Genomic DNA, 18,841 nt, shown 5'->3' with positions numbered 1-18,841 from the left:
TTGGCCGTTGGCCCCTTATCTTGGCAAGCCCATGCAGGCCTCGCAATCTGCTGGGATCGCGATAGCGGAAGTTTCTCCAGAATCAGAAGTGGCAAACACCTGGTCTGACATTCATGCGCAAGAAATGATCTCCTCTGTTGTCGATGTCTGTCATGTATTGGCTGAGCGGGCAATGGCGGCGGGCGACTTGCGTGGCGCTCAGGTGGCTACGCTCCGCGAGTTGGACGTCGAGCACGGCTCAGAGCTGTTGTGGGGTGCCCGCCTGAAGCCGGAGGTCCGACTTGGTGACGCGGTACATGGCGCGGCAATGATCAGGCACCTCCGGGAGCTTGCCGAGCAGCTCTGGGGCGACCTTGAGGACGAGGCTGTGGAACTCCTCGATCAGATCGAAGAGCGGTTATCGGTCACACGTACGGTTCGTGGCCCTCTTACGCCGGTGATCATTGGCTGTTGACTACCGAATCCGGTAGTCAACAGCCAATGATCACGGGAAGAGGGGGTCGAAGCCGGGTAGGTGGCTTCCGTGGACCTCGAATCGTTCGACGAACGACGGGCCGACGATGAAGCCTGCCGCGGTGATCCGGTCCACCGTCTCCTGATAGAGCTGCGACGCCTCGAAGGCCGCGACAGACTCTGCGTCGGCCCACAACGTGACAACGACGCACTCGTCGCCGCTGCGGCCGAACAACAGGCCAGCGAAGCCCGCATGGGCGCGGAACATCGGCAGGGACTCCTGGGCTGCAAACTGTTCGTAGTCGGTGGTGCGACTGTCGTCGATCCGGGTCCGCCAGACTCGCATGATCATGGCCCGCTCCTTCTCGCCAGCCTGGACATGCAGTCTAAGCCTGCCGTCCAATCCCGGTTCATGCCCAGTGATCGTTGCCGGATTTTCCGCCCTCAGCCCCGGTGATCGAAGTCAAGATCGGGTCGCCAGGGCGACACGAAAGCGGCGACGATCACCGGGGATGGGTGTGGGTGGATGGGTGTGGGTGGATGGGTGTTGGGTGTAGGGGATGGGGGTTGGCGGGATGGGTTGGGGTTGGTGTGGTGGTGGTTCAGTGGGTTAGTCGACGGTGGGCATGATGTCGGCGGCGTCGACGTGGTCGAGGTGGAGAACGATGTCGACGAACGGTTCGAGCGCGACCGGGTAGTCGGGTAGCGGGTAGCCGGTGCCGATCACCCGAGTGGGTCGGGGTTGGCGTAGCCAGGTGGTGGACGTCTCTGGGAGTTGGCGCAGGTCAACGAGGAAGGTCGGGTGTTGTACCTGGTCGAGGAGGTGTTCGTTGCTGCCCTCGTCGGCCGGGCCCAGGGTGAACACTTCAAGGGGTTCGTCCTCGTCCTCCGCGTTCCAGGCGTTGAATGAGCCGCTGCCAAACGACGTGCCGACGTTGACATAACCGTCCCCGACGAGGTCTCTGAAGAACGCACCCTGCACCTTGGGGTACGCCGGTGGGTCGTAGGACTCGTAGGCGATGTGCCCGTTGTGGGCGAAGACCATGATCTTGTCGCCGGTGTGTTCGTGCCACCACACGGTGTTCTCGGCCATCACCCGATCGCGGAAGAGCATCGCCTCGGCCAGGCTTGTGTCATCCCAGAAGTCGGTCATGTACATGGCGGTGATCTGGTGGATGATCATGGCGTTCTGCACGGCCCAGCTGAACTGTTCGGGGTCGGGTCCGGGGTGGCGTTGGAGTAGCCACAGTGCCAACCTCGCTTCGATGGCCAGCCGCTGGCGCTGTGCCCGGGGCTGCTCCATGTACGCGTCCATCCAGTTCTCGACACTTTGGTCTGGCTGGGGGCGGATGTTGGTGTAGAGCCGCTCGAATCGGGGTCGTAGTGCGGGGTGGTGTTCGTCGATGTAGGTGAGTACTTCGTCGAAGACTTCGGGGCCGGCGTAGCCGATGTCGTTGCCCATGATCTGGATGGGGTGATCGGGGTCCCGCTCGTTGTAGGCACGCATCCATTCGAGGAGGTCGACGATCTCCGCGGTGCGGAAGAAGCTGTATTCGCGTTGGAGCTCTTCGGTGAGGATGCGGCGCACATCGCCCTGACCGGTGAGGACGTAGTGGTTGAGGCGTAGCCCGGTGCTCCAGCTGAGTTCGGCGGACACGGTGCTGAATCCGTGGTGGTCGACGAGGTAGCGGAAGAGTCGGTGGCCGAGGGTGCGGAACTCGTGGGATCCGTGGGTGGCTTCGCCGACGCCGATGATGGTTGCCTCGCCGATCATGTCGCCGAAGGGTTCGAGATCGTCGAGGGGATCGGTCGGGTTGGTGGACGCCACCGGTTGGGCGTGCTGGTCGAGTTCCGCGACGACCGCACTAGTTTCCGCATCGGCGGCGAGCAGGCCGGTTGGGGGCGGGTTGGCTAGTGCCGGCAGGGTGGTGGCGATCAGCGCGGCGGGTACGAGAGATGACAGGAGAAGTACGGGTAGCCGGCGTGCGGCTCGGGTGTTCATGTGGATGGTGCTCCCTTGAGGTCATCACCCGGGGCCGGTCGATGGACTGGCTACGCCGGGGGTTGATGAGTGGTGAACCAATGGCGAGTTCCACCCTGCCGATGTGGCCTGGGTCAGCCCATCCGGATCCACCCTGGCTCGGCCCCGGTTCGACCCCGACTCAGCCCTGAGCCAACCCTGCGAACCGGCCGCGCCGCCTACCGCTACGCTGTGGTTATGCTCTCGGGATTGTCGCGCAGGGTGCTGTTCGAGTTGGCCACCAACGAGCAGTTCGAGGCGCTCGTCCGGGCCACCAATGTCACCGAAGACCTCGCCTACCGCGCCGCCCGTCGGTACGTTGCCGGACGCACCCTGGATGAAGCACTCGAGACGGTGCGTCACCTCGTCCGCGATGGCTTCGGTGTCACCCTGGATCTGTTCGGTGAGGGCGCCGACGACGAAGCAGGCGTCACGCGAGTGGTGGAAGGTTATCGGGCGGCCGCCGCGGCCTTGGGTGATGTCGACGGCGACGTGTGCCTGGAGATCGTCCCGTCGAACCTTGGTCTCGATTTTGGCCCGGATGTGTGTCGCCGGCACGTCGAGCAGCTAGTCGAGCTCCTTCCGGAGGGTACACGGCTGGAGGTCAGCGCCGAAGAGAGCTGGCGCACGCCGCACATCATGGACCTCTCGATCACGCTGGCCGAGGCAGGCGTCCCCGTGCTGGCTACGGTTCAAGCCAACCTGCGCCGCAGCCCGGGCGATGTCGACCGGCTGAGTCAGGCCGGTATCCCCGTCCGCTTGGTCAAGGGTGCTTACCTGGAATCATCCGACGACGCACACCCGTGGGGCGACGAAACCGACATCGCCTACGTCCGGTTGGCCCACCAGATCCACTCCGGTGGCGCCGGACTGGTTCTGGCCACCCATGATCCGGTGATCCGGGAAGCCCTGCTGGCGACGCTGGACGGCGTCACCCTCGAGATGTTGCTCGGCGTCCGTCCCGATGACGCCCTTGAGCTGCTCCAACGAGGGCACGCGGTCCGGATCTACGCGTGTTACGGGCAGAGCTGGTTCCGTTACTGGATGCGGCGGGTGGCCGAAGCCCAGGGCAGCTGAGGCGCCGGCGGGTGGCGGTCATAGTCCGCCAAATCGTCGTTCGAGTGAAGTGATCGTTGCCGGTTTCCTGAGCGCCGGCGCGCTTGGTGCGTTGAGCGCCGGTCATCGTGTCCGGTATGGGCGTTCTGTGGAGGCGCTCAGCGCCCCATGCTCCGTGCCGCGGATCCCCGCGGACTGTAACGCCCCGTCACGAGGAGATGCGCTGAGGAAGTTTTACCGCTGATAGTTTGATGGCGTACTATCTTGCTACGAACTATCGGGAGGAAGATCTATGTCTTTTCATTCGTCGTCCGGCGAAGATCCGGATCCGACTACCCATGCGGAACCCGTCAGCATGCTTGGCCGGCTGGCCCGGGCCACGTTCCGGCATCGCGGAAAGGTCTTGGTCGGGTGGCTAGTGGCCATCGCGGTAACTGTGGGGTTGGCCTCGGCGTTCGGTGGAGACTTCGCCGTCGACTACGGAACGCCGGGCTCGGACTCGCAACGCGCACAGCACCTGCTCGACGAACGTTTTCCCGAGCAGGCAGGTGCATCCATCAACGTGGTGATCCGGGCTGAGGAGCCGGCCAGCGACGCCGAGGTACGGGCAGAGGTCTCCGCTCTGCTGGCCAACCTTGCTGAGCTGCCGCACATCGTCGAGGTCGCCGATCCTTATACAACGCCCGGAGGTCTGGCTCCCGACGGGCATACGCTGCTCGCCGACCTCAAGCTCGATGTCGTCAATCCGGACGATATGCCAGTGGCCGAAACCGAGCAGATCATGAACTTGGCGGCCGCGGTGGAACACCCGGGCCTCGACATCGCACTCGGCGGTACCGCGGTCGAACTCGCGCAGGCCACCGAGGCGGGCTCAGAGGTGATCGGGTTCATCGCCGCGGCCCTGATCTTGGTGGTCACCTTCGGCTCCGTGGTAGCCGCCGGTTTGCCGCTGGCGGTCGCGGTGGCCGGGCTCGGGGTCAGCGCCATGCTCACCGGGCTGATCGCCGCCATGGTGGACGTGCCGGACTGGTCGAGTGCCTTGGCGACCATGCTGGGTATCGCGGTTGGCATCGACTACACGTTGCTGATGGTCACGCGGTACCGGGAATGGCGCGCGGCCGGCCTGAATCCGGAAGCGGCCACCGTCGCCACCCTCGACACCGCCGGCCGAGCCGTGGTTGTCGCGGGAACCACCGTGGTCATCAGCATGTTCGGGCTGTTTGTGATGGGACTGTCGTTCTTGCAGGGCGCCGCCATGGTCGCCATCGCGGCGGTGCTAGTGGTGATGGTGGCAGCCGTGACCCTGTTTCCGGCGCTCCTCGGCTACCTGGGTGCACATGTGGATAGGCTGCGGCTCCCGCTGGGCGACCGCCGCCCGGTCTATGTGGCACCTGGTGGGCACGTCGCGCCATCACCTGGGTGGGCCCGGTGGAGCCGGTTCGTCGCCCGCCGCCGGATCCCGGCCGTCGTGCTGGCCGTCGCCGCCTTGCTTGCCCTCGCGGCGCCGTTCCTCGGGGCGCGGTTCGGATTCCCCGACGCCGGTAACCACGCACACGACACCTCCACCCGGCAGGCGTATGACATGGTGACCGACGGCTTTGGTGCCGGTGCGAACGGCCCGTTGCTACTCGTGGCCGATCTTCAGCCGGGGTCGGAAGGGGTGCTCGAGCGCATCACCGCCGACGTGACGGCCACCGAAGGGGTGGCACTGATCCACCCACCCCGGTTGGGGCCGGCTGGCGACACCGCACTCCTGACCGTCATCCCGGAGACCGGGCCGCAGCACGAGGCCACCGACCAACTGGTCGACCGGCTGCGAGACGAAGTGCTTCCCCGGGCAACAGCAGACACCGGCGTAGAGGTCCACGTGGGTGGAGTGGTGGCCGCCGGAATCGACGCCAACGAAGACACCGCGCAGCGCCTGCCGTTCCTCATCGGCGGCGTCGTGCTGGTATCGATGGTGCTGCTGATGTTGTCTTTCCGCAGCATCGTCATCCCGATCACTGCGGCCGTGATGAACCTCTTGTCGGTGGCAGCCGTGTACGGTGTGGTCGCGCTGGTGCTCGACGGCGGCTGGTTCGGGAATCTCGTCGGAGTGGACACCGCCACTCCGATGCCGGCCTGGTTGCCAGTGATCGTGTTCGCCGTCCTCTTCGGCTTGTCGATGGACTACGAGGTATTCCTGATCAGCCGGATGCGCGAAGCATGGGTGCGCAGCCAGGACACCACCCGAGCCATCGTCGAAGGGTTGGCCGGCACCGCGCGGGTCATCACCGCCGCAGCATCGATCATGGTGGTGGTGTTCGGTGCGTTCATCTTGAGCGACGACGTACTGGTCAAGGTCATCGGGGTGGGAATGGCGGCGGCGATCCTCATCGACGCCACGCTCGTGCGGTTGCTGCTGGTGCCCGCGGTGATGCACTGGTTGGGCCGGGCCAACTGGTGGCTGCCCGATACGTGGGAACGTCGGTTGCCCCGGCTGCACGTCGAGGGAAGCCCGGAAGCTCATCTAGCGACCGACGCCGAGTCCGACCTCCACCACGTGCCAGTGGAGGCGCGGACGTGACGTCTCCGCTGCTATTCGGTACGGCCATAGGATGGTGCGTGTGGGTGAACTGAGTGGACCCTCTGATGGCGCCGCCGAGCCCGCCGACGCGGTGAACCACATCGTGGCCCAGTGGCGCCGCGAGCGTCCGGACCTGGACGTGTCCTACATGCAGACCATGGGTCGCATCGCCGTGCTGACCCGCCAGTTGGCCCGACGCTCCGACGAGGTCTTCGGCCGCCACGGCATCACACAGGGGGAGTTCGACGTACTGACGACGCTTCGCCGGGCTGGTAGTCCGTATACCTTGATGCCGTCGGAGCTGGCGGAGTCGTTGATGATGTCCCGTGCCGGTATGACGAGCCGGCTGGATCGCCTCGAGAAAGCCGGTTACATCGAGCGGGCCCTGGATGCCGCGGATCGCCGAAGTTTCCGGGTCAGCCTCACTGATCAGGGCCGGGTTCTGGCCGACGCCGCCCTGGCTGACGTGGCGGCGGAGATGAACTCATTGGTCGCCAGACTTGAGACCGCCGATCGGGAGGTTTTCGAAAGGAGCCTGCGCACCCTGATCGATGCCTCGAACTGACCTCCTGAAAACACCGGCCCCACTCACGCTTCTAGGCGGCGCGGGGTTGGGCGCCGACCCGGTGCCCTGGAGCAGGCGGGGGGCGTGATTGGTAGCGGTGTCCGGTGGGGGTGGTGGTTTCCACGATGTGCCGGAACGGGTCGACGAGGCGGATAGTCCATCCCGGCTGCTGTTTGACGTAATTACCACGGGCGCAGGTCCCACGCCCATTACCCGGCCTGGTCACCCCATCATGGGAGTAGGGATGGATGTGGTCGAAGTGCCGGATGGGGGCGTCGCAGTAGGGGTCGCGGCAGGTGCCGCCGTCGCGGTAGGTGAGCAGCCGGGCTAGGGTGCCGTCGAACCGGCGCCGTTTGGGGTCGCAGTCGGCGATGATCCCGGTGGCCGGGTCGGTGAACAACCGTCGTAGGAAGACCCGGGCCCGCCCCACGTCATCGCTGTGGCGGTCCCCGGCGCGGCGGGTGATGTCGCGGGCGGTGTCGGCGGGGATCGGTCCGTACCCGGGTAGCTCCGCGGCTTCGTTGTCGTCGCCGAGCAGCGAGGTGTCGGTCATGACCAGGCCGATCTCGGCGGAGACCGCGTCGGCGGTCGCCTGCCCGGTGAGGCGTTCGACGAGGGTGTCGGCCATGATCTGGTCCCGGCTACGCCCGTCACCACCGGTGGCGATCACTCCGTCGGCGTGGCGGCGCAGCGCCGCATACGCCGCGACGCCTTGTTCGCAGGGCAGCAGTGCGGAGATCACGGCCATGGTGTCCGGCGCCGGGCGCACCCCGACCCGGCGGTCTTTGCGCGCCCGGGATGCGCGGGCGACCGCGGCGGCCGGATCGGCTTCGATGGCGTAGCGCCGGGCCAGGCCTTGAACCCGCCGCGGCCCGATCCCGGTGATCTCACCAGCCAGGCGGGCATCAACCTGACGCCGCTGCTCAGGGTCGAGATGGGAGGTCTCATTCACCACGAACGTCGCAGCGAACTCAGAGATCTCCCCCGTGCGTAGCAGGGCGAAGGTGCCCGGGAGGTGACAGGCCAACGCCCGCGCCTGACCGAGCTGGCGGGCCGCGGCCGAGGGTGAGGTCTTCGTGGCCAGGCCGATCTGTTCCGGCACCCCCCGCAGGGCGTGCCGTTCAGCAAACCCCATCCCACGCCGGGCCGCACGCTGAGACTCGGCGAACTGGACCATCACCTCGTACTGCGCCGCCGCCGCGGCTGCCTTCAACCGCTCCAACCCAGCCAACACATCGATCCGGGCCGCGTCGTCTTCAACGATGGCGGACAGCTCGGCCAACCGGGACACCATCACCGCGACCTCATCAGCCACCGCACCCATACCACCCACCACCGGCGCACCCCCTTCCGCGAGACCGCCACCCACCTGTTAGTTCATACGTTCGATTCTACCGCTACGACAAGTAGCAACACAAGCGGTCACCCAAGGTATCCACGCTTCGTCACGTTCGTGATCAGCACCCGCGGCCTCCTACCGGATCAGCTTGGGTAGGACTGTTCGCCAAGAAAGGCCGCGGCGTTGGCCCGGGTTATCTGATCGGTGGACACCTCACCTCGGTGCGATACGAGCGCCACCGGATCGTCGGTGCCCATGGGAAACGGCCAGTCGCTACCGATCACGACGTGCTCCTCGCCGACCACACCGACCGCCAGGTCGAGCACCGCGGGGTCGTGGGCCAGGCAGTCCACCCACAGCTGTCGGGCCTGCGTACGCAGGTCGGCGTCGGTCCGGTCGATGCCGGGGCGGGTGGTGTCGACGCCACGCTGCCACCGGCCCAGCAGCACCGGCAGCACACCGCCGCAATGGACCAGCGCCACCCGCAAACCAGGGTGGTCGTCGAGAACACCACCGAGCAGCAGCTGGGCCGCGGCGAGCCCACTCTCGTATGGGTTGCCGAGCAGGTTGCCCAGGTAGAACTCGTCTAGTCGGGAATCCGGTGCCGGTCCCGGGTGCAGTAACAAAGGACGGTTCGCCTGGGCCAGCAACCGCCACAGCGGGCGCAGCGACGGCGACGCCAGGGAAACGGACCGCGCTCCGGCGCTGGCGGTGAACCCGGCCCACCCGGAGGACACCAGGCGCTCGGCCTCGGCGAGCGCGGCCGTGGGCTGTTCGAGTGGGAGGTAACCGAGTGGGACCAGGGATTCATAGGCCCGGGTGGTCGCCGCGAGCCCGTCGTTCAGCGCCTGCGCCCATGCGGCGGCACCTGCGTCATCGTCGCCCTGTCGGTAGAGCGGCGGAGGAATGGCGACGAGGGCCCGGTCGAGGCCGGCGGTCGGCAACCACGCGGCGAGCCGGTCGGGCCGGTAGAGGTCCGCGGGACCAAGGAGATGCCCGTCCACCAGCAGCCGCTCACCTTCGAACGCCAGGCCGACGGCGCCAACCGCGGCGTCCGGCAGTTCGGGAACCAGGTGCGTGTGGACGTCGGTCCGGGGCAGGACGACGCTGGTCATGGGGTGATGGCTCCGGTTGAGTACGCCGTGAGCTCGGTGTATTGAACGTGGTTCCGCAGCTCACCGAGTCCGTCGACCCTGGTGACGAGTTCGTCGCCGGCGGCCAGGAAGACCTGGGGGTCGCGGGCGTTGCCGATACCGCTCGGGGTCCCGGTCAGGACCACGTCTCCCGGCAGCAACGTCATGCCGGCGCTGAGCTCGGCGATGATCTGCGCGACGGTGAACGCCATCTGTCCGGTTCGGGCGCGCTGGAGTTCGTGTCCGTTGAGCTCGAACGAGATCTGTAGGTCTTGGACGTCGTCGACGTCATCAGCCGTGGTTACCCACGGGCCTAGCGGCATCGTCGCGTCGATGCTCTTCCCTTTGAGCCACTGTCCGCCGTGTGCCCGCTGCAGGTCTCGCTGAGACACGTCGTTGGCGACGAGATAACCGACGACGTGGTCGAGGGCCCGTTCTTCCGGAATGGACCGGCCCGGGCGGCCGATCACCAGCGCGAGCTCGGCTTCGTAGTCCCACGTGCTGGACAACGCCGGATCGAACGCGATGGCGTCCCGGGGCCCGATCACGGTCAGCGGACCCTTCGTGAAGAACGTCGGGTGGATCGGGCGTTCCTTCGGGTCCTGCCCCTCTCGTTTGCCGTGGGACTCCTCGAAGTGGTCCCAGTAGTTCCACCCCGTGCAGAGGATGTCGCGGTTGAACCGGGTCAGCGGTCTGAGGAGGGTAAGTTCATCGACCGTGGTCCGCGGTGCACGATCCGCGTCGCGGCGGGCCGCCTGCCGTGCCGTCGGATCCCGGACCACGTCGTCGGGTGTCGGAGAATCCTGCGGGAGAATCGCCACCTCCGCGCCGTCGCCCCCGTCGCCCAGCACCACGATGCTGTGCGGTGCGCCATCGACGAGTGCCCGCCCGATCCTCATGCATCCTCCTCGGGCAGGACGGCGATCGCGTTGATCTCGATGAGGTAGTCCTTGTTGACGAACTTCGACACCTCGACCATCGTCGACGCCGGTGCCACCCCGGTGAAGTACTGCTCACGCACCGCATGGATCGCCGCGAAGTCCTCCATGTTGCGGATGTAGACGTCCAGGCGGGCGATGTCGGCGAGGGTGCCGCCGGCCTCCTCGACGGCCGCCGTGAGGTTCTGACATACCTGGTGGGTCTGCGCGGTAATGTCGCCCACCCCGGTCACACCGCCGTCGCGGTTGCGGGCGGTCATGCCGGAGATGAATACCAGCTTCCCACGCGCCGGCACCCAGGTGGCCTGTGAGAAATGACCGTTGGGTGTGGCCAGTTCGGGGCTGCGGATCTCGTTGACCGTCATGGTGTCCTCACGTCTCTCGTGTTCTGTTCCTGAACCGGACCTAACGGGCATCCGCAGGGTCGGTGTACCAGCTGGGCTGGGTCGGATAGTGCGGTCCGTCGTAGATCTCGAGCAGAACGGTCTCCTCCTCGGCGATGGTGGGCCCGTGGAGCGAGCCGCGCGGATTCCAGTAGAACGATCCAGCCGTGAGCGTGACGTTGGTCGGTGTGTACGTGTACCGGCCGGACAGGCAGTACATGAACTGGTTGGACGCATGAGAGTGCCGGTCCGGGATGCCGCTGCCCCGGCGGAATCGGACCAGGGTGATCGACGCGCCGGTGTCCTCGTTGCGCCATAGGGTTTTGTGGCTCAGGCCGGCGAGTGTTTTGTCCACCCACTCCAGGTCCTGCGTCTGTACGAGGATTTCCCGGAATCGGTGCGCGGCCTGCCCGTCCGGTGTGGATGCGGCCTCCTCGCGGGATCGGTCCGGCCCTTCCCCGCCGTACCTGGCCGGCTCGGAGAGGTTGGCGGCCCACTCGTCGGCGCTGACCGCGTCCGGGCGGGGTGGGCGGGGCGCCAGTGGCAGGTCGGCGGGGTAGGTCACGTCAGCGCTCATCGGTCCTCCAGATGGTCGAGGGAGACGACGAACCAGGTCTGATGGTCGCCGGTCGGGTTCGGCACGGCCAGCGGCCCGCCTGGGTGTTCGGTCACCGAGTCGCTTAACGCGTCGCCGTCGAGGTCCGCGTCGATCAGTGCCGTCACGTGCGGAACGCGGGTGAGGTCGAGTGAGGCTGTGTCACCCGGTGCGACGGTGACCGTCCAGACCGTCACGTACCCGGTGGACAGCACGGGTTCGCGGCCGTCACCGAGCCGTTGCGGCCCGGCCGGTAGGGACCCTCGCTCGCTGCGGGCACCTGGGCCGACGTCGACTACCTCGTCGCGGTTCTCGCCAAGCTCCTTGAGCTCCACGAGCCGGTTGCGATACCGCTTGCCGCCCGTCTCGGTCAGCCGGTGCACGGGGGACACCGGCCGGAACACCGCCCCACCGGTGTACTCATGGATGTGTCGGGGGTCGCTGCCATCGAGCCAGTCCATCCGTCCCGACGATCCGTCGATCGACAGCACGACGTAGGGGTTGTGATGCAGGTGCCACGGGTGTCGCCCGCCAGGAGGTAGGTGGACGTCCCACACCCGGACCCGGGGGGTGTCGAGGACCAGTGACGTCCCCACGTCGACCAGCTCGACCTCGGTGCCGTCAGGGGCGACGACGACCTGACCTTTCATAGTTCAGCCTCCGCGGTAGCGACGTCGGGATGGGTGATGTGGTGGTACACGTCGAGCACCGTGGTTCCGGCGGACGGCCACGGTAGAACCGCTGCGGCATGGGCGTCGGGGCGGACGAGCACCACCGCGTCGGCGTCCACACCGAAGCGCTTTCGCATCCGGTCACCAGGGTCGAACAGCGCCCGGTCACGTAACCCGGAGTCGTGTGGTGCGTCCCACCGGCTAACCACCAGATGCCGCAGCCCGGGGATGTCGTCGGGCGGAAGCGCCGGCCGGCGGCGGGTGTCGGTGAAGTAGAGAGCGACGAAGCTGTCGCCGACGAGATCATGCAGGTAGACGACACCACCGCCGGGTTCGTGCAGAGGCAGATCCGGCACCCGTTCTCCGGCCTGGACCGGGCCGGGTTCACCGCCGGTCTGCACGATGGTCCAGTCGCCGGTGTCGTCCACGTCGAGCCGGACTCCGAGGAGTGTCCGCGTCATGGCCCAGCCCCAGTCGGCCTGGTGACGCTGCTGGTGAGCGCCGGAGTTGTGGGAGCCCATGGCCTTGCGGGCTGCCTCGGCCATCTGACCGGACCCTTTGATCGCGACACTCGACTGTTCCTTTTCGTACCCGTTGAGCAGGGCGGGCGACGCCCAGCCGCGGAGCACCCAGGCCAGGCGCCAGGACAGGTTCGACGCATCCAAAACACCGGTGTTCAGCCCGAGTGCCCACATCGGGGTGATGAGGTGGGCGGCGTCGCCCATGAGGAGGATGCGGCCGCCGATCCACTGATCGGCCACCCTCTGGTGCACGGTGTACACGTTGGAGCCGAGCGTCCGGACGTCGCTGACGTCGCCGATGAAGTGGGTGGCTTTGGCGCGCAGCTCGTCGATGCCCGGTTCTGGCGCCCCCTGTTTGAGTGGGTACAGAAACCGCCAGCAGTGTGGCTGACGGACCAGGATCATCCACTCGTCCGGATCGGCGAAGTAGGCCAGATAGGGGTAGTCGCGGGGGTTCTCGACGTCGAGATCCACCTCGAGGTCGACGAGCATGTACCGCTCCTCGAGTGTTGTGCCCTCCACCCGGATGCCGAGCGCCGTGCGCAGCGGCGACCGCCCGCCGTCGCACCCCAGGACGTAACGTGCGTCCATGGTGTGTTCACCGTCGGGGGTCTCGACGGTGAGGACGACGCGATCCGGATGCTGGGTGAATCCGGTGACCCGGTGCCGCATCCGGAGCACGCCTGGCACCCGATCTCGCAGAAGCTGTTCGAGGACACCTTCCAGGGCGTTCTGTGGGATGTTGATCACGAACGGATACCGGGTGTCCTCGGCCAGGACACCCGTGCGGACGCTCATCCCCGCCGTGCCGGTCGGCCGGTCGATCTCGCCGATCTCGTCGATGCGTAACGACGCGGCCAGGACCGGTGCGGCGGCCCCGAAACGGCCCAACACCTCAAGCGTTCGGGTCAGGACGGTGCCGGCCTTGGTGTCCAGGGAGAGCGCACCGTCTTCTTCGAGCACGACGACGGGTATCCCGTGATGAACCAGTCCGAGCGCGGTGATCAGCCCGATCGGACCGGCACCAACGATGACCACCGGCAACACGTCGTCATCGGTGGAAGGCAGGGCGTGCGGAGGAGTAGTCACGGCGCTCCTTCGGACGGGTGAGGCGACGCGGCGAAGGCGCGATCCCGGGACAGCGTCGACCCCGTCATCGTCGCCGCGTCGGACAGCAGGAACAGCAATGACCCGACGACGTCCTCCGGTGCGCCGATCCCCGTCGAGCCCGCCCAATGCTCCCGTTCGGGGCCGGAATTGGCCCGCCGGAACTGGTCGGTGTCGATGACGCCCGGAAACAGCACGTTGACTCGTACCCGGTGGTCGGCGACCTCCGCGGCCAGCGACTTGGCGAACGGCACCATCGCACCCTTCGACGCCGCGTAGGCGGCCGCCTCAGCCCGGCCAGCATGCGCCAGGCCCGAGCTGAACAGGACGATCGAACCGTGCCGGGCGGCCACCATCGTGGGCAAGACCGCCTGGCAGGCCCACACGACGCCGTCGAGGTTGACCGCGCGTACCCGGTGCCACTCCTCTTCCGCCATGTCGATCACCCGGGTCCGAGGCTGGACCGCGGCCCCGGCGACGAGGCCGGTCACGGTGCCGTGGCGGCGCACCACGTCGTCGATGGCCGCGTGTACGGCAGGCCGGTCCGAGACGTCGACCCGGACGAGGTCGACACCCGCGCGTGCCTGTGCCGCTTGGTCCGGCCCACGTGGTTCGATGTCGAGGACAACGGCCGTGCCGCCCGCGTCGGCAACCGCCCCGGCGAGGGCCGCACCGATTCCGGCACCGCCGCCGGTCACCACGACGACGTCACCACGGGCGTCGAACGATGCCCTCATCGCGCGGGCTCCTCGGGAAGTGTCGTCCCGACGTTCTCCGCCGCCGATCGAAGCCCGCTCACCACTGAACCCGGGAGCCAGATCCCGTCGGCCAGTCTCCGCTGCGCCTCCTCACGCTCGCGCTGGCCCGGCAGCATCACCGCGTCGACGCCCGGCCGAGTACGCGATCCGAGCACGAAGGCGGCCAACGCCTCGATCCGCGCCGCGAAGCTGTCCGGATCACCGAAGGCGGCGACGTCCAGGGCGAGGAAGAAGTGTGCGCAATCGTTGGGCACCGACACGTCGGCGTACAGGCCCTTGACGCCATCGCCGAACGCTCCGCCGGACAACACACCGGTCAGCACGTCGATCATGAGGGCGAGCCCGAAACCCTTGGGCCCACCGGTCGGCAGGAGCATGCCGCCCACTGCCGCGGCCGCTGTGGTGGTGGGGTTGCCGTCTTTGTCGGTGGCCCAGGTGTCCGGGATCGACGTGCCGGCGGCCTCAGCGAGCCGGATTTTGCCGAGCGCCGCTTCCGAGAGGGCCATGTCCAGCGATATCGGCCCGTCGGGTGTCGGGGCCACGACGGCGAGCGGGTTGTTGCCGACCACGGGCTCGGCGCCGCCCACGGCCGGCATCAGCGGCCGGGTGTTGGACATCGCGATACCGAGGCATCCGTGCTCGGCGGCGAGTTCACCGTAGGTGGCGGCCCGGCCGAAATGGAACGCATGCCGGACCACCGACACCCCGACGCCGTGTTCCTTGGCCGCGTCGACGGCGAGTCGCATCGCCTGATGGCCGGTGAGCTGCCCCAGGGCGTGCCGGCCGTCGAGCACCGTCACCGCGCCGTGCCGGTGGACGACCTCGGCGTTCTCATGGCGCGACACCGAGCCGGCGCGTAGCCGGTCGACGTACATCGGGACGAGCATCGCCCCGTGGGACGCGACACCGGTGAGTTCGGCCTGGACCAGGCTGGTGGCCACGAGGCCGGCGGCTTTGGCGCTGAACCCCTCGGACCTGAAGATCCTCGTGATCGCTCCGTGGAGCCAGGCATGATCGACGGTGCGGCCCTCAGTCGCTCGGTCTACCGTCGTCACTGCGTCCCCTCATCGTTGGTCATCGCCGCCCGCATCCGGCTCATCGCTCCTTCGAGGTGGACCCGCATGGCCGCCTCCGCCCGCTGCGGATCGCGGGTCAGGCACGCGTTGAGCAGCTCAACATGTTCCTCGTGACTGCGGTCGTTGTACGCGTTCTCGTGTGCGGAGGAGAACCGGTAGCGCTCGCTGTTCTGCCAGGCAGGCTCGATGGAACGCAGCAGCCACCGCGAGCCGGCCGCCTGGTAGAGCAGGAAGTGGAACTCCGTGTGTGCCTGGCGGGCGGCGTCCGCGTCGTTCGCGGCCAGGAAGGCCTCGTGCCGTTGGAGGGCTTCGTGCGCTGCCCGGCCCTGTTCCTCGGTGAACTCCGCGGCCGCTGCCGCGACCACCAGCGGTTCGAGAACGAGCCGCACCCGGTACGTGTCCTCCAGGTCCGCCAGGGAAAGTTCACATACCCGGGCACCGCGATGTGGCACGAGGTCGACCAGCCCGAGGGCGGCGAGTTTGCGCAACGCCTCGCGGACCGGCATCGCGCTGGTGTCGAACCGCTCGGCGAGTTCCTGGATCCGCAGATGGGAGCCGGCCGGGAAGACCCCGCGGAGGATGAGCCGGTGCAACTCGGCGGCGACTCTGCCGGCCAATGTCCGTTCGGGTTGTCCGCCCGTGGAACCCTCCGTGGACAGCTGAAACCTGACCGAATCGCTGGTGATGTTCACCGGTTCTCCTCCGCCCACGGCAGCAGGCTCCTTTCGACGAGTTGGATCGCGTAGAAGAGCACGATGCTGATGATCGCCAACAGGGTGATCGCCGCGAACGCCAGGGCGGTGTCAGCGCTGGCGCCCGACTGGACGATGACGTAACCCAGCCCCTCGGACGAGCCCACGAACTCGGCGATGACCGCACCGATGACGGCAAGGGAGATCGCGGTTTTGAGTCCGACGAAGATCTGTGGCAAGGCCCAGGGGAACCGCACCTTGACGAACTCCTTGATCTCGCCCGCGTCCAGCGACTGGGACAACTCCACCAGCTCGGAGGGGGTCGACCGCAAGCCGGCCACCGTCGCCAGCACGATGGGGAAGAAGCACAGCAGGACCACCATCACGATCTTCGGCGCCAAACCGAAACCCATCCAGACGACGAGGATCGGGGCGATGGCCACCTTCGGCACGGCATTAACCGCCAGCAGCAGCGGATAGAGCATCTGCTCGAGCAGCCGGAACCGGGCGATGCTCATGGCCACCGGTATGCCGAGCAGGATCGCCAGCCCGAACCCGAGGACTGTCTCTTTTGTAGTGACGAAGGTCTGTTCAGCGAGATAGCTGTTGAGGTCGATCATCTTGCTGACCACGAGGTCTGGTCCGGGCACCAGGTAGGTCGGGATGTTGAAGAGTACTGTCGCCAGCCACCACAGCGCGACGATCATGGCGAGCGCCAGGATCGGAAGACCGAATGCCCGGATACGCTCGCGCGTTCTTCGGCGTCGCGCGCTGGTCGGCGCCGACTCGGCCGCCACGGGCGTGACCATGGTGTGCTCCTTCGGAGGCGGTTCGGTGTCCCGGCTCGGGGTCATGTGGACCGAACTCATGTGGCGACCTGCGGCGCGGGCTGCAAGAGGTCGTGGAGTTCGGCGCTGATCGCTGACACCTGATCCGCGTGGGCGTTGTGGCCCAGCGTGCGGGGCCGAGGGATCGGTACGTCGACGATTCGCTCCAGCCGGCCCGGGCGCGGGCTGAGCACCACGACCCGGTCGGCCAGCAGCACCGCCTCGTCGATGGAGTGGGTGACGAACACGATCGTGGTGCTCTCTTCGGCGACGACCCGTTGGAGCTCCACCGACATCTCCTCGCGGGTGAGCGCGTCGAGGGCCGAGAAGGGTTCGTCCATGAGGAGCACCTTGGGGCGTTGGATGAGCGAACGGACCAAGGAGACACGCTGTTGCATACCGCCGGACAGTTCGTGCGGCAGCTTCTCCTCGAATCCCGCCAGGCCCGCGAGTTCGATCAGAGCCTGGGCCCGGTCGGTGTACTGCCGTTTGTCCAGGCCGAGCATCTCTACCGGGAGCAGAACGTTCTTGCGTACGTTGCGCCAGGGCAGCAACGCCGGCCGCTGGAACATCACGCTGACGTCCCGCCGGGGCCGGGCGACCTGCTCACCGGCCACCCGCACCGCCCCGACCGTCGGCCGGATCAGCCCGGAGATGATCCGTAGCAACGTCGACTTGCCACAACCGGACCGCCCGACGAGGGTGACGAACTCGTTCTCATGGACCTCGAGATCGATCCGGTCGAGGGCGTGGATCTCGCCCCGCTGGGTGTCGAAGCGCTGGGAGACGCCGATGACTTCGATCATCGCGGTTCAGCCCTGTGGCGCGAGGTCGAACGACACCAGGTCTTCCGGTGTGACCTCATTGGTGAGCGCCGAACCCATGATGTCGATGACGCGGTCCACTCGATCGGGATCGATGCTGCCGACGACGTCGACATCGCCGCGAACGTACTCCGCCATGATGGTCACCTCGGCGGCGGCTACATCCACGTTCTGGGTCGGCTCGACGCCTTGGAGGATCTCTCCGGTTTCCTCGGGGTTCTCCACCGAGTACTCCAGGCCTTTCATCAGTGCCCCGATGAAACGCTCGACCACCTCGGGGTCGGACTCCGCGAGGGCGTCCGAGGTGAGGATGACGTTGCCGTAAAGATCCGGTAGGACATCGCCGTAAGGCAAGACCACGACGTCTTTACCGTCGGCTGCGGCGGCGATGAGTGGTTCGCCGACGACGAATTGGCCGATCGCGTCGACCTGGTTGCTGACGAGCAATTGGGGCAACGACGGTGGCGCCGATGGGACGAACTCCACCGCGTCCGCGTCGACGCCGGCGGCCTCGGCGTACGTGGGAAAGATGACCTGGTTGGTGGAGCCCGGCTGGTCGCCGATCGTCTTGCCTTCCAGGTCTTTCGGCTCGGTGATGCCGTATCCATCGAGGCTGACGATGGCCGCGAGGGACCGCTGGTGGGTGACCCCGATGGTGGTCACGGGCAGTTGTTCGTTGGCCACGGTGACGACGACGGTGGAGAAATCGGCGGCGCCGAAGTCCGCTGTGCCGCCAGCGATCAGCTTCATGACGTCGACGGACCCCGTGCCGGGTTCGATCGTGACGTCCAGGTTGACCTCGTCGAAGAAACCCTTCTCTTCCGCCACGTAGGCATACGCGTCGCGACCGAACGTCCCGAACGAGGTCAGATACGTGACGGAGGCGGGTTCGTATTCGGTGGCATCCGGGTCGTCACCGGAGCCCGTCGTCGGATCGGCTGCCGCGTCGTCGCTGGTGTCACCCCCACAAGCCGTGAGGAGGACGGCGCCCGCAACCGCGAGCGAGGACCACATCGCAGTCCGTCGGTTCATCATGTCGCACCTCTCGCCGGTTGGGCAGCGAGCCGGCCCGGGCCGGTCGTCGAACGACCTGGCCCCGCCGCCTGCGCCGCGGGGAGTTGCTCGCAGCGGCCGGATCTGTGACCTGTACCACTACGATCGATGCCGAGCAGCATTTCTGATATTTGATCAAATGTCAATGATTTCTTCTGGGGACTTTTTCCACCACGGGGAAAGGGGCATCGCGGGGCAGCGGCGAATTGACCCAGTGGGGTAACGCGGCAGCGACCCCGTCACGCCTAGCGTCGAGACACCTGA

At 67.1% G+C, this 18,841-nt stretch carries 19 protein-coding genes; 4 read left to right on the top strand and 15 right to left on the bottom strand.

Annotated elements, in window-relative coordinates; translation table 11 throughout:
* Positions 1-31: 31 nt before the first annotated feature.
* Positions 32-454, top strand: a complete 423-nt coding sequence (locus tag G8760_RS01700; RefSeq protein WP_166345702.1) for a hypothetical protein — start codon at positions 32-34, stop codon at positions 452-454.
* 30 nt (positions 455-484) lie between these two features.
* Here the strand turns inward: G8760_RS01700 and G8760_RS01695 are convergent, their stop codons facing one another.
* Together G8760_RS01695 and G8760_RS01690 are read right to left on the bottom strand one after the other, a co-directional pair.
* Positions 485-805, bottom strand: a complete 321-nt coding sequence (locus G8760_RS01695; RefSeq protein ID WP_166345699.1) for a hypothetical protein — start codon at positions 803-805, stop codon at positions 485-487.
* Between the two features lie 258 nt (positions 806-1,063).
* The gene (locus G8760_RS01690) at positions 1,064-2,455 is read right to left on the bottom strand and encodes an erythromycin esterase family protein (RefSeq protein WP_166345696.1); all 1,392 of its coding nucleotides are present in this window, start codon (positions 2,453-2,455) and stop codon (positions 1,064-1,066) included.
* A 216-nt stretch (positions 2,456-2,671) separates the two neighbouring features.
* On the opposite strand from G8760_RS01690, the gene G8760_RS01685 reads away from it, so the two are divergent.
* The 3 genes from G8760_RS01685 to G8760_RS01675 all read left to right on the top strand — a co-directional run bounded on the left by G8760_RS01685 (position 2,672) and on the right by G8760_RS01675 (position 6,660).
* Positions 2,672-3,550: a proline dehydrogenase family protein gene (locus G8760_RS01685; protein WP_166345693.1), complete on the top strand. Its 879-nt coding sequence runs from the start codon at positions 2,672-2,674 to the stop codon at positions 3,548-3,550.
* A 271-nt stretch (positions 3,551-3,821) separates the two neighbouring features.
* Positions 3,822-6,095 (top strand): MMPL family transporter, encoded by a 2,274-nt coding sequence (locus G8760_RS01680; RefSeq protein WP_166345690.1) that lies wholly within the window; start codon positions 3,822-3,824, stop codon positions 6,093-6,095.
* Positions 6,096-6,135: 40 nt separating this feature from the next.
* On the top strand, positions 6,136-6,660 hold the full coding sequence (locus G8760_RS01675) for a MarR family winged helix-turn-helix transcriptional regulator (protein WP_207781913.1): 525 nt from the start codon (positions 6,136-6,138) through the stop codon (positions 6,658-6,660).
* 31 nt (positions 6,661-6,691) lie between these two features.
* On the opposite strand, the gene G8760_RS01670 is transcribed toward G8760_RS01675, so the two are convergent.
* From G8760_RS01670 to G8760_RS01610, 13 genes are all read right to left on the bottom strand, one after another.
* Complete coding sequence (locus tag G8760_RS01670; RefSeq protein WP_166345684.1) at positions 6,692-8,029, bottom strand: HNH endonuclease; 1,338 nt, start codon at positions 8,027-8,029, stop codon at positions 6,692-6,694.
* 113 nt (positions 8,030-8,142) lie between these two features.
* Positions 8,143-9,114: an amidohydrolase family protein gene (locus G8760_RS01665; protein ID WP_166345681.1), complete on the bottom strand. Its 972-nt coding sequence runs from the start codon at positions 9,112-9,114 to the stop codon at positions 8,143-8,145.
* Positions 9,111-10,031, bottom strand: coding sequence for a fumarylacetoacetate hydrolase family protein (locus tag G8760_RS01660; protein WP_166345678.1), 921 nt, complete (start codon positions 10,029-10,031; stop codon positions 9,111-9,113). Before G8760_RS01660 ends, G8760_RS01665 begins: the two co-directional genes overlap by 4 nt.
* The gene (locus G8760_RS01655; RefSeq protein WP_166345675.1) at positions 10,028-10,435 is read right to left on the bottom strand and encodes a RidA family protein; all 408 of its coding nucleotides are present in this window, start codon (positions 10,433-10,435) and stop codon (positions 10,028-10,030) included. The genes G8760_RS01660 and G8760_RS01655 overlap by 4 nt, the downstream gene beginning before the upstream one ends.
* A gap of 40 nt (positions 10,436-10,475) precedes the next feature.
* Positions 10,476-11,030, bottom strand: coding sequence for a cupin domain-containing protein (locus G8760_RS01650; RefSeq protein WP_166345672.1), 555 nt, complete (start codon positions 11,028-11,030; stop codon positions 10,476-10,478).
* On the bottom strand, positions 11,027-11,698 hold the full coding sequence (locus G8760_RS29715) for a cupin domain-containing protein (protein WP_207781912.1): 672 nt from the start codon (positions 11,696-11,698) through the stop codon (positions 11,027-11,029). Before G8760_RS29715 ends, G8760_RS01650 begins: the two co-directional genes overlap by 4 nt.
* A complete protein-coding gene (locus G8760_RS01640; RefSeq protein WP_207781911.1) occupies positions 11,695-13,329 on the bottom strand; it encodes an FAD-dependent monooxygenase in 1,635 nt (544 codons plus the stop codon). The genes G8760_RS29715 and G8760_RS01640 overlap by 4 nt, the downstream gene beginning before the upstream one ends.
* Entirely contained in the window at positions 13,326-14,084 is a 759-nt protein-coding gene (locus G8760_RS01635) for an SDR family NAD(P)-dependent oxidoreductase (RefSeq protein WP_166345669.1), read from the bottom strand. Before G8760_RS01635 ends, G8760_RS01640 begins: the two co-directional genes overlap by 4 nt.
* On the bottom strand, positions 14,081-15,160 hold the full coding sequence (locus G8760_RS01630; RefSeq protein WP_166345666.1) for an Ldh family oxidoreductase: 1,080 nt from the start codon (positions 15,158-15,160) through the stop codon (positions 14,081-14,083). The genes G8760_RS01635 and G8760_RS01630 overlap by 4 nt, the downstream gene beginning before the upstream one ends.
* On the bottom strand, positions 15,157-15,873 hold the full coding sequence (locus G8760_RS01625) for a GntR family transcriptional regulator (RefSeq protein WP_207781910.1): 717 nt from the start codon (positions 15,871-15,873) through the stop codon (positions 15,157-15,159). Before G8760_RS01625 ends, G8760_RS01630 begins: the two co-directional genes overlap by 4 nt.
* Entirely contained in the window at positions 15,870-16,682 is an 813-nt protein-coding gene (locus G8760_RS01620) for an ABC transporter permease (protein WP_166345663.1), read from the bottom strand. The genes G8760_RS01625 and G8760_RS01620 overlap by 4 nt, the downstream gene beginning before the upstream one ends.
* Positions 16,683-16,738: 56 nt before the next feature.
* A complete protein-coding gene (locus G8760_RS01615) occupies positions 16,739-17,506 on the bottom strand; it encodes an ABC transporter ATP-binding protein (protein ID WP_166345660.1) in 768 nt (255 codons plus the stop codon).
* Between the two features lie 6 nt (positions 17,507-17,512).
* On the bottom strand, positions 17,513-18,556 hold the full coding sequence (locus G8760_RS01610; protein ID WP_207781909.1) for an ABC transporter substrate-binding protein: 1,044 nt from the start codon (positions 18,554-18,556) through the stop codon (positions 17,513-17,515).
* Positions 18,557-18,841 lie beyond the last annotated feature (285 nt).

It is taken from the genome of Phytoactinopolyspora limicola (genome assembly GCF_011320225.1).
Taxonomy (GTDB): Bacteria; Actinomycetota; Actinomycetes; order Jiangellales; family Jiangellaceae; genus Phytoactinopolyspora; species Phytoactinopolyspora limicola.
This window is presented reverse-complemented; position numbering and strand designations above follow the sequence as displayed.

Bases quoted from the DNA above. Each gene is read 5' to 3' on its own strand.
- G8760_RS01610 (WP_207781909.1), bottom strand. From the start codon at position 18,556: ATGAACCGACGGACTGCGATGTGGTCCTCGCTCGCGGTTGCGGGCGCC.
- G8760_RS01665 (WP_166345681.1), bottom strand. From the start codon at position 9,114: ATGACCAGCGTCGTCCTGCCCCGGACCGACGTCCACACGCACCTGGTT.
- G8760_RS01695 (WP_166345699.1), bottom strand. From the start codon at position 805: ATGATCATGCGAGTCTGGCGGACCCGGATCGACGACAGTCGCACCACC.
- G8760_RS01650 (WP_166345672.1), bottom strand. From the start codon at position 11,030: ATGAGCGCTGACGTGACCTACCCCGCCGACCTGCCACTGGCGCCCCGC.
- G8760_RS01690 (WP_166345696.1), bottom strand. From the start codon at position 2,455: ATGAACACCCGAGCCGCACGCCGGCTACCCGTACTTCTCCTGTCATCT.
- G8760_RS29715 (WP_207781912.1), bottom strand. From the start codon at position 11,698: ATGAAAGGTCAGGTCGTCGTCGCCCCTGACGGCACCGAGGTCGAGCTG.
- G8760_RS01685 (WP_166345693.1), top strand. From the start codon at position 2,672: ATGCTCTCGGGATTGTCGCGCAGGGTGCTGTTCGAGTTGGCCACCAAC.
- G8760_RS01680 (WP_166345690.1), top strand. From the start codon at position 3,822: ATGTCTTTTCATTCGTCGTCCGGCGAAGATCCGGATCCGACTACCCAT.
- G8760_RS01660 (WP_166345678.1), bottom strand. From the start codon at position 10,031: ATGAGGATCGGGCGGGCACTCGTCGATGGCGCACCGCACAGCATCGTG.
- G8760_RS01655 (WP_166345675.1), bottom strand. From the start codon at position 10,435: ATGACGGTCAACGAGATCCGCAGCCCCGAACTGGCCACACCCAACGGT.
- G8760_RS01620 (WP_166345663.1), bottom strand. From the start codon at position 16,682: ATGGTCACGCCCGTGGCGGCCGAGTCGGCGCCGACCAGCGCGCGACGC.
- G8760_RS01615 (WP_166345660.1), bottom strand. From the start codon at position 17,506: ATGATCGAAGTCATCGGCGTCTCCCAGCGCTTCGACACCCAGCGGGGC.
- G8760_RS01635 (WP_166345669.1), bottom strand. From the start codon at position 14,084: ATGAGGGCATCGTTCGACGCCCGTGGTGACGTCGTCGTGGTGACCGGC.
- G8760_RS01700 (WP_166345702.1), top strand. From the start codon at position 32: ATGCAGGCCTCGCAATCTGCTGGGATCGCGATAGCGGAAGTTTCTCCA.